We start from the raw sequence: 9,787 nt of genomic DNA on the forward strand, positions 1-9,787 counted from the left end.
CGAGCAAGGTTACCTGAACGCCCTATTGCGACAAAACCGCGGGGCTTAGTTCTGTCTCGGAAGAGATGTTGCAGTTGAGCCGGTCTTACGGCGCGCCAATGCTTCGGACGTTCATTAAGATCAGGTTGCCGTTTGCTATGCCGTATCTTTTTGGCGGCATGAAGGTCTCCATGACGCTTGCTGTGATCGGTGCAGTTGTCGGAGAGTTCGTGGGTTCCGACACGGGGCTCGGTTTTGTGATTTTGACTGCCTCAAGCACAATGAACACGGACTTGGTATTTAGTGCCATGACTCTCCTGTCGATTATGGGCGTCGCACTTTTTTACGCTATTGCCTTGCTGGAACGTGGCATTTGCCCGTGGTATCGCCCCGTCGATCAACACGAGCCGTAAGCCAGCGGCTAACAGAAGAGGTATGTGCTGCTGTTCGATTTGACCACTGAGCCACGGCGATATTATTTGAAGCAGCCAAATGGTGGTCGAAACGTTTGAATTCCAGTATGAAAGGTACAGCACTGGAACTCGCGTACATATTAGGTCTGGCGAGTGGTAAAGCGAATGCTCAGCCGGCCACTTGACCTGCTGACGCTTTCTAAATTGCCCGATGATCTCCAGATCATCGGGCAGGCATGCTGTCGACATTGAACAACATTGCAATGAAGCTTTGTCAAGCCACTTGGAGAAGTTGCGGGGAAATGACTTCAACGCCCAACTGAGGGGGGAGAAAAGCCAGACGTCAAAGTTGATCCCTATGCTCGCGGATCGATATCACGTCGTCGCGCCGGACCTGCCAGGATTCTGCTTTACGCAAAGCCCGGATCGCGCTCATTACGCGTACGCCTTCGGCCATCTCGCAAGCACGATGGACCACTTCACCGAAGCATTGCATCGGCGTTGCTGCAAAATTCGGCGGTCCAGGCGGGTTAGACGTTATTTTCGGGCCGCGAAGGCCTGATTCATTTGCTTCGCGCGCTGGATTTCGTCGCCATGCAGGTACATCGAAGTCGTGGCAATCGAGGCATGCCGCGGGGATATCTGGCATGCCTTCGCGAGCGGTTTAGCCGTTTTCGCACCCAGCTCCATCGGACCGCTGGGGCAAAACGCGCTCATTACGAGACGCGAAATGGGCCGCTTTGGGCATCAAATGATGCTATAATTGGTGCTCATATTTGCGGAGAATCCCATGCGTACGACTATTGCGCTTGATGACGACTTGATCGCCAAGGCTCAAGCCTACACGGGTGTTGAGGAAAAAACAGCCCTCGTGCGCGAAGCGCTGAAGGCATTGATCCAGCGAGAAGCCGCGAAACGACTCGCGAATCTTGGCGGTAGCGAGCCGGGCATCAAAGGGGCACCACGACGCCGGCAGGACGTCGAATGATTCTTGTCGACACGTCAGTCTGGATTGACCACATCAACGCGTCTGATCCTATGCTGACTACTCTCCTTGCCGAGGAACGTGTGCTGGCTCATCCATACGTGATCGGTGAGATTTCACTCGGTAGTCTGCGTGACCGTGACGTTGTGCTTGGCGCTTTGCTCGATTTGCCACGGTCGCCACTTGCGACACCGGAGGAGACGTTTTATCTGATCGAGCGCGAAGGTCTGTTCAATCGTGGAATTGGATATGTCGACACGTCACTGTTGGCGTCCGCGCGCCTGCAACCCGGCATCACCATCTGGACGCGTGACAAGCGTTTGAAGAAAGTTGCGGATGAACTCAATCTCGGCGCGATGCTCGCGCATTAGATAGCGGAAGAGCCGGAGCTACCGGCGCAAGGAAAACCATGAGCTACGACGAGCACGACGCGGCGATGGATGAAATGTGGTTCACCAGTCGGTTTATTGGGTGCAATCTGTGAAGACATTCACTACGGGCTTGTCCCGTCCTTCCAGGTCGAATCTTTGTCACGAGGGAGACTCCTGGTTAACATCGCGCCATCGCGCGAGCCATTTGACCACGCTCTCGACAAGCGCAGAAATGCCATAAAGCATCTCACTGCACGATATACAAAAACGATGCAATCATGGCTTGTGAAGAGCGGGCAATCGGCCGAAAAAATCAGAGCGAACGTTGCAGCCGCGCAGCCACCGCAAGCAATACCGGAAGATAGGTTTGCTCCAATGTTGTCACGCTTACGCGTCCGGAAAACACGCTGACGCTCAGTGCGGCTTCGATCTCGCCGCTGCGATTTTTCACCGGCACTGCCATCGCGCACATGCCGATTTCCAGTTCCTCATTGCTGATTGCATAGCCGTCTTGCGCCGCACGCTTCACTGCCTGCGTGACGGCGTCCACATTCCCGAGCGTGCGAGTGGTCAGGTGTTTCATCGGGACACGGTCGAGGTGCCGGCGAATCTCGTCTTCCGACAAACCCGACAGCAGCACGCGCCCGGTCGCCGAGCAATATGCAGGCAGTCTTCCCCCGAGCTTGACTCCGGTCGACACGATCCTGATCGCTTCCGCGCGGGCAATGAACACCGAATAACCCTCGTCCATGACAGCAAGCGACACCGATTCCTGCAACTCGTCGCGCGCACTCGCAAGAAGCGGCTGGGCAATTTGCGTTAACGACGACGTGCTGAGGTAAGCACTCCCAAGCCTGAGCATCCGTGGCAGCGGCGTGAAGAATTTGCCGTCGTGTGCCAAATAACCAAGTTCGACAAGCGTCAGCAGGCAGCGGCGCGCGGCGGGGCGGCTCAGATCAGCGTGATGAGCGGCATCCGACACGGTCATGCGTGTGATCGACGCATTGAACGCCTCGATGATCGCGAGCCCCTTGGCCAAGCCCGCCATGCCTTCCTTCACACGGGCCTTGCCACTCAATTCAACGCCTTCCACAGGCGACGAAATGCCCCCCTGCACATTGACAGGTTCTTTGATGGATGTCATATTTGATTTAAATATCGAACAATGTACGGTATTCGAACACATTCAATCGAGTCCGTCAACTCGGAGCCGCAGACGAAGGCCGGCGACGTTAAACGGCCCTGTAATACATGGAGTGAGCAATGAACATCATCCCCATCGTGCCAGCCCGGCGCGCCAACATTACGTGGCCGTCCGAAGGCCTGACGCGCGTGCCCTATAAGCTCTTTCAGGATGAAGGCGTCTACGCCGACGAGCAGGACGCAATCTTCCGCGGCCCGAACTGGAATTACCTGTGTCTGGAAGCGGAAGTGCCTAATCCGGGCGACTTCCGCAGCACCTTCGTCGGCGATGCGCCGGTGGTGGTCACGCGCGATAGCGACGGCGAACTCTATGCGTTCGAGAATCGCTGCGCGCATCGCGGCGCGATGGTATGTCTCGAAGACCAAGGCAATGCGAAAGATTTCAGCTGCGTGTATCACGCGTGGACCTACAGCCTGCAAGGCGATCTGCTCGGCGTCGCATTCAAGGACGGCATCGACGGCAAGGGCGGCATGAAGCCGGACTTCTGCGTGGGCGACCACGGCCTGCGCAAGCTGCGCGTCGCGACGCTGCACGGCCTCGTGTTCGGCAGTTTCTCCGACGACGTGCCGTCGCTCGATGAATACCTCGGCGACGAAATCGTCGAGCGCATCGCGCGCGTGCTCGAGAACCGCACGCCGGTCGTGCTTGGCCGCTTCACGCAGATGTTGCCGAACAACTGGAAGCTCTACTTCGAGAACGTCAAGGACTCGTATCACGCGAGCATCCTGCATCTGTTCTTCACGACGTTCCAACTGAATCGGCTGTCGCAGCGCGGCGGCATCATCGTCGACCCGAGCGGCGGCCATCACGTTAGCTACTCGGCCGTCGACCATGCCGTCGAAGCCGCAGCGCAAGCAAAAGCCGCCAGCGATTACGCGGATCAGAAGATCCGTTCCGAAAGCGAGCATCGGCTCGAGGACAACTCGGTGCTGGCCGGCATGGATGAGTTCGGCGATGGCGTCACGCTGCAGATTCTTTCCGTGTTCCCTGGCTTCGTGCTGCAACAGATCCAGAACGCGATCGCGGTTCGTCAGATTCTGCCGCGCGGCACTCAGCGAACCGAACTGAATTGGACCTATCTTGGTTTCGAAGATGACACCATTGAATTGCGCGAAACGCGCCTGCGGCAGGCGAACCTGGTGGGACCGGCTGGATACGTGTCGATGGAGGACGGTTGTGTCGGCGGCTTCGTGCAACGCGGCATTGACGGCGCGAGCGACAGCAACTCGGTGATCGAGATGGGCGGCGACAGCGCCGAAAGCAGTGCGAGCCGTGTGACGGAAGCGTCGATCCGCGGGTTCTGGAAGGCCTACCGCAACGCAATGGGATATTGAACATGGCGCACGACATCCATCAACTGATCGCGCGTGCACAGGCCGACTACGTGCGCTGCATCGACGACGGCGATCTCGCGCAATGGCCGGACTTCTTCACGCAATCATGCGTCTACAAGATCACGACCGCCGACAACTACAAGCGCGGCCTGCCCGGTAGCATGATCTACGCGGCTTCGCGCGGCATGCTGGTTGACCGAATCGCCTCGCTGCGTGACGCCAACATCTATGAGCGCCACGGCTACCGGCACCTGCTTGGGCAGCCTTCTGTCATCGACGAAAGCGCAAATGAGGTGCGCAGCGAAACCTCATTCATGGTGGCGCGCATCATGCGCGACGGCTCGACGAGCCTCTTCGCCACCGGCCGATACTGCGATGTGTATGTCGTGGAAGAGGGTGGTCTGAAGCTGCGGGAACGGATCGTGGTGTGCGACAGCTCCCGCATCGACACACTGCTGGCGCTGCCATTATGACCCGCGCCATGACCGTCGCCCTCGCGATTGGTGACCCCAACGGAATCGGCCCTGAGATAGCCGTGAAGGCGTCCGTGCAGATCGCGAGCGCCAGACACGACAAGCACGATATACATTCGCAACCACGTCTCGTCCTGTTCGGCGACGCCTTTGTGATTCGCTGGTATGCGCAGCGTTGTTGCCCTGAGTTCACGCTGCGAGAAGTGCAACCGGACGCTTTGCCGGAGCCCGAAGCCAGCACGATTGATGTCGTCGACATGAGCGATGGTGCAGCGCTGCCCGCCGATGCGTTCGTGCCGGGCAAGGTCGCGGCCGCGGCCGGCACCGCCACGCTCGCTTATGTCAGCGCGGCGCTTCGCGCCGCGCGTGCGGGCCATGTCGATGCCGTGATCGCGTGTCCGCATTCGGAGACAGCAATCAATGCGTCGGGCGTGCGCTTCGCTGGTTATCCGGGCTTCGTCGCGCAGGAGATGGGCATGACGGCCGAGGACGTCTATCTGCTGCTGATCGGCGGTGGCCTGCGCATCGTCCATGCGACTTTGCACGAGGGCATCGCATCTGCTCTCGCCCGGCTCGACCAGCGCCACGTCGAACGCGCTGCGCGGGCCGCCGTGCAGGCGCTGCAATTGATGGGCATCGAGCATCCCACTGTCGGCCTGATGGGCATCAATCCGCATGCAGGTGAGGGCGGGCTCTTCGGGCGGGAGGATATAGACATCACCGAACCCGCCGCGAGGAATTTGCGCGACCAAGGCATCACGGTGGTCGGACCGCAAGGCGCAGACCTGTTGCTCGCGAATTCCGATGTAGACGTATTCGTCGCGATGTATCACGACCAGGGCCACATTCCCGTCAAGCTGCGCGCCGGCCGGCATTCGGCGGCGTTGTCGATCGGCGCGGGCGTGATGTTCTCGAGCGTCGGACACGGCAGCGGCTTCGACATCGCCGGCGGGCTGCGCGCCGATCCAGCACCGCTACTCGGCGCCATCCGCCTGATCACAACCGGAACCGTGCTCCTCGCGCAGGCCGGCTGAAACGTCTTCATCGCTCATCGAGGCCACATTTTGGATTACCAGATTTCCGTCGCACAAAGCGACGTCGCGTTCCGCTGCGATGCGGGTGAAACCGTGCTCGACGCCGCCGAACGTTCAGGCTACGCCGTGCCGTATTCGTGCCGCAAGGGCGTGTGTTCGACCTGTGAAGGCGCAGTGGTGGCCGGCGCGGGTCGCTCGTCCGTGCAGGGCGTTGTAGGAGGCCCCGCCGAGCGCGTGCTGCTGTGCTGCCTGCGGCCGTCCTCGGACATGACGATCGCGCCGCGCAAGATCGAAAAGCGTGAACCGGTCGTGCGCAAGACGCTCGACATGTCCGTGTATCGCGTGACGCAGCCGGCCGCCGACGTGAGCGTCCTGCAACTGCGCATGCCGGCTGGCGTGCGCGCGAAGTTTCGCGCCGGCCAGTATCTGCAGATCGAGCTCGAAGACGGCAGCCGCCGCAACTATTCGATGGCGAATCCGCCTCACGAAAGCGACAGCGTCCAGCTGCACGTTCGCCACGTGCCGGGCGGCAAGTTTTCTGAAGGCTTGCTGCGCCGGCTGGAGAAAGGACAGAAGCTGCGTGTCGAGCTGCCGTTTGGCGAGTTCTCGCTACAGGACGAATCGACGAAGCCCGCGATCTTGATTGCGACCGGCACGGGCTTCGCACCGGTCAAGTCGATCGTCGAGGACGCCATCAAACGCAAGCGTGAGCGTCCCCTGTATCTGTACTGGGGTGCGCGCTGCCTCGAAGACCTGTATCTCGTCGAGCTGGCGCGGAAGTGGCACGCAAGCGGCAAATTGACGTTCGTGCCGGTACTCTCCGAGCCGCACGAGGGCTGGAGCGGCCGCAGCGGGTTCGTGCACGAGACGGTGCTCGAAGACTTCGGCTCGCTCGCAGGCTTCCAGGTCTACGCCTGCGGCAACCCCGTCATGACGGGTGCCGCGCACGAGACGTTCCTGAAAGCGAGCCTGCCCGACGACGATTTCTTCAGCGACGCCTTCGTTCACACAGATATACGCCCCTAGAGAAGGCGTAACACTTTCCCACGATAATAAAGGAGACAAACACCGTGGCATCCCCACTCATCGACGTAGTCGAGGTCATCGAACGCCAGAAGGTCGGCCGAGGACAGTGCATCGTGGTGCTGCTGTGCGCGCTGCTGATGTTCCTCGACGGTTTCGACACGCAGGCCGTCAGCTACATCGTGCCTGCACTTGCCAAGGACTGGCATCTGTCGCGCGAGATTCTCGGTTCGATTTTTTCCGCCGCGCTCGTCGGGCTGATGATCGGCTATCTCGCCATCGCGCCATTGTCAGCGCGCTTCGGTCACAAACGCATGATGCTGGCGAGCAGCGTGCTGTTCGCGGTGTTCACGCTGCTGACCGTATTCACGAGCAACGTCACCGAGCTGATCGGCCTGCGCTTTCTGACCGGTATCGGCCTGGGCGCCGCCGCGCCGAGCGCGGTGGCGCTGACTTGCGAATTCGCACCGAAACGGCTACGTGCCACCTTTGTGCTGCTGGTGTATTGCGGTTTCTCGCTCGGCTTCGTCGTGGCCGGGCTCACGGCAGGCGCGCTTATGCCCATGCACGGGTGGAAATCGCTGATGCTCGTCGGCGCGGCCGCTCCGCTCGCGCTGACGGTGCCGCTCGCCTGGTTGCTGCCAGAATCGCTAGCGTTCCTTCAACGGCGCCCGCAAGGTAATGAACGGATGCGCGCGGTGTTGCTGCGGCTTTTCCCACGTCTTGAAGTGCCGGTCGGCAGCACCTTCCGGCTCGAGGATCAGGGCGAAAAACGTGCGAGCGTCGCGGCGCTTGTCAGAGGGCGCACGTCGGCCGGGACGATGCTGCTCTGGCTGATCTTCTTCCTGAATCTTGCCGAGTTCTACTTCATGCAGAGCTGGCTGCCCACGATGCTCACGGGCCTGCAATATTCCGCTGCGACAGTCGTCTGGGTAACGGCGCTACCGACGATCGCCGGCGTACTGTCGGCCGTTCCTCTCGGCCTCGCGATGGACCGCGTCGGCCCGTACGTGACGCTCACCGTGATGTACCTCGCGGGCTGCGTATTCATGTGGCTTGTTGGGAACGCGTTCTCGGGCAGCGTCGCATGGCTGATGGTGATGGTCTTTTGCGCCGGCTTCTGCATCAGCGGAGGACAGAAGAGCGTGATCGCGCTCGCAGCCGTCTACTACCCGATCAATCTGCGCTCGACAGGCGTGGGATGGGCGCTTGGCATCGGCCGGCTCGGAGGCATCGCGGGGCCCCTTATCGCGGGCATGCTGTATTCAGCGCACTGGACGCCTGCAGAAATCTTCCGCTTCTCGGCGTGGCCTGTACTTGTCGCCGGCATTGGTGTGTTCGTTATGGGGCGCATCTACGGTAACCGTCCAGCGGCCGTTGAGATGGGCACCACGCACTAGTTCAGAAACAGCTCCGAGCCTGCGCGGACATCCACGCAGGCTCGGACTTTCAGCCGGGATAGCGTTCGCTTTCCCGGCTGACCTACCGAAGTACCACCGTCGAAAAACCACTTTAAAAAAACTCAACTATGTCTGCCGTTTTCTCGCTCTCTCGCGAGAAAACGCGGATTTGTCACGTCGGAGACATGATGAAAAAGACCAGAATCGCCCTTTTGACCCTGCCGCTTCTCGCAGGCGCCGCGCACGCCCAGAGTTCCGTCACGCTGTACGGCTTTGTCGATGCCGGGCTAGTGTACGTGAACAACCAGTCCGGACATTCGAACATCGAAGCGGTCAATGGACAGACGAGCGGCAGCCGGTGGGGCCTGCGAGGCACCGAAGACCTCGGCGGCGGGCTGAAAGCGATCTTCACGCTCGAAAATGGCTTCGACACGTCGAACGGCAAGCTGCTGCAAGGCGGCCGCGAGTTCGGCCGCCAGGCTTTCGTCGGGCTCAGCAGCGCGACCTGGGGTGCGGTGACGCTCGGCCGTCAATACGACCCGATGACAGAACTGATCGGCGACATTGCCGCAACTTCGATGTGGGCGTGGCTCGGCACGCATCCGGGCGACTTCGACGACCTGAACTCGACGTTTCGCGTCAACAACGCGGTGAAGTATCAGTCGCCAACGTTTTACGGCCTGCAGGCGAGTGGCATGTTCGCGCCCGGCGGCGTCGCCGGCGACTTCGCGTCGAGCCGTGTCTACACGCTCGGACTGAAGTACGCGAACGGTCCGCTGACCGTGGCACTCGCTTACGACAACATCAACAATCCTTCGGTGTCGGTGCTCGACAGCGCACTTTCCCCGGGCGATGCCGGTTACGTGACGCCGGGCCGCAGCCCGGTTTTCAGCGGCTACGCTTCAGCGAACGTGTGGCAGATATTCGGTGCGGGCATGTCGTACAAGATTGGGCGGGGCAGCATCGGGCTCGTCTACACGAACACCCGCTTCCAGGACATCCGGCGCACCGCTTCTACGCCGAATACGGCCAACGCGGCCTTTAACAGCTACGAGATTAATGGCCGCTATTCCGTCACACCCGCGCTGCTGATCGCTGCGTCGTTTGACTACACGAAAGCACCCGACGCCAAGTATGAGCAGATCGATTTCGGTCCGAACTACTCGCTCTCAAAACGCACCGATCTGAATCTAGTCGGCGTGTGGCAGCGTGCATCGGGTGTCGATTCGACCGGTCACGCGGCAGTTGCGGCAATCAGTACGCTGGGGCAGTCGTCTACGCCGACGCAAGTTGCCATCAAGCTTTCGTTACGTCACCGCTTCTAAAGCTGAAGGGGCCAGGACTGCAGCGAGGAGATGTCGGCGGTCGCGGTGGCGGGAATGACTGCTTTACCTCGCGGACCAAGCTGCATGCGCAAAGCGTGTCTTGGCGCGTAGTCTCGGCACTGCTGGAATGGAAATGGTCGCCGCAGGGATCTCGGATATCCTGGCTAGCGCTTGGCGCAATCACACACCGTTGCGCGGGCGCGATCGATAGTGTGCATCGCGGTCCAACCCCGTCGACGCGCATCT

At 60.5% G+C, this 9,787-nt stretch carries 9 protein-coding genes and 1 pseudogene; 9 read left to right on the forward strand and 1 reads right to left on the reverse strand.

Going from position 1 to position 9,787, the window contains the following annotated elements; all coding sequences use genetic code 11:
* Positions 1-50 precede the first annotated feature (50 nt).
* From HB376_RS40140 to HB376_RS40150, 3 genes and pseudogenes are all read left to right on the forward strand, one after another.
* Positions 51-392, forward strand: a pseudogene (locus HB376_RS40140) (ABC transporter permease subunit); the annotation flags it as partial.
* 790 nt (positions 393-1,182) lie between these two features.
* Entirely contained in the window at positions 1,183-1,380 is a 198-nt protein-coding gene (locus HB376_RS40145) for a type II toxin-antitoxin system VapB family antitoxin (protein ID WP_213769235.1), read from the forward strand.
* Positions 1,377-1,748, forward strand: a complete 372-nt coding sequence (locus HB376_RS40150; protein ID WP_213769236.1) for a type II toxin-antitoxin system VapC family toxin — start codon at positions 1,377-1,379, stop codon at positions 1,746-1,748. The genes HB376_RS40145 and HB376_RS40150 overlap by 4 nt, the downstream gene beginning before the upstream one ends.
* 313 nt (positions 1,749-2,061) lie before the next feature.
* On the opposite strand, the gene HB376_RS40155 is transcribed toward HB376_RS40150, so the two are convergent.
* Positions 2,062-2,892, reverse strand: a complete 831-nt coding sequence (locus HB376_RS40155; protein WP_213769237.1) for an IclR family transcriptional regulator C-terminal domain-containing protein — start codon at positions 2,890-2,892, stop codon at positions 2,062-2,064.
* Positions 2,893-3,011: 119 nt separating this feature from the next.
* Here HB376_RS40155 and HB376_RS40160 point away from each other — a divergent pair, with 119 nt between their 5' ends.
* The 6 genes from HB376_RS40160 (at position 3,012) to HB376_RS40185 (ending at position 9,541) form a co-directional block, all read left to right on the forward strand.
* Positions 3,012-4,286 carry an aromatic ring-hydroxylating dioxygenase subunit alpha gene (locus tag HB376_RS40160; RefSeq protein WP_255631882.1) on the forward strand — a complete coding sequence of 425 codons (1,275 nt, stop codon included), beginning with the start codon at positions 3,012-3,014 and terminating at the stop codon, positions 4,284-4,286.
* A 2-nt stretch (positions 4,287-4,288) separates the two neighbouring features.
* On the forward strand, positions 4,289-4,759 hold the full coding sequence (locus HB376_RS40165) for an aromatic-ring-hydroxylating dioxygenase subunit beta (protein ID WP_213769238.1): 471 nt from the start codon (positions 4,289-4,291) through the stop codon (positions 4,757-4,759).
* A gap of 8 nt (positions 4,760-4,767) precedes the next feature.
* A complete protein-coding gene (locus HB376_RS40170; RefSeq protein ID WP_255631883.1) occupies positions 4,768-5,793 on the forward strand; it encodes a 4-hydroxythreonine-4-phosphate dehydrogenase PdxA in 1,026 nt (341 codons plus the stop codon).
* Positions 5,794-5,823: 30 nt separating this feature from the next.
* On the forward strand, positions 5,824-6,819 hold the full coding sequence (locus HB376_RS40175) for a 2Fe-2S iron-sulfur cluster-binding protein (RefSeq protein WP_213769240.1): 996 nt from the start codon (positions 5,824-5,826) through the stop codon (positions 6,817-6,819).
* A gap of 44 nt (positions 6,820-6,863) precedes the next feature.
* A complete protein-coding gene (locus tag HB376_RS40180; protein ID WP_213769241.1) occupies positions 6,864-8,216 on the forward strand; it encodes an MFS transporter in 1,353 nt (450 codons plus the stop codon).
* A 188-nt stretch (positions 8,217-8,404) separates the two neighbouring features.
* On the forward strand, positions 8,405-9,541 hold the full coding sequence (locus tag HB376_RS40185; RefSeq protein ID WP_213769242.1) for a porin: 1,137 nt from the start codon (positions 8,405-8,407) through the stop codon (positions 9,539-9,541).
* Positions 9,542-9,787: the final 246 nt, after the last annotated feature.

Source organism: Caballeronia sp. dw_19 (genome assembly GCF_018449515.1).
Classification (GTDB): Bacteria; Pseudomonadota; Gammaproteobacteria; order Burkholderiales; family Burkholderiaceae; genus Caballeronia.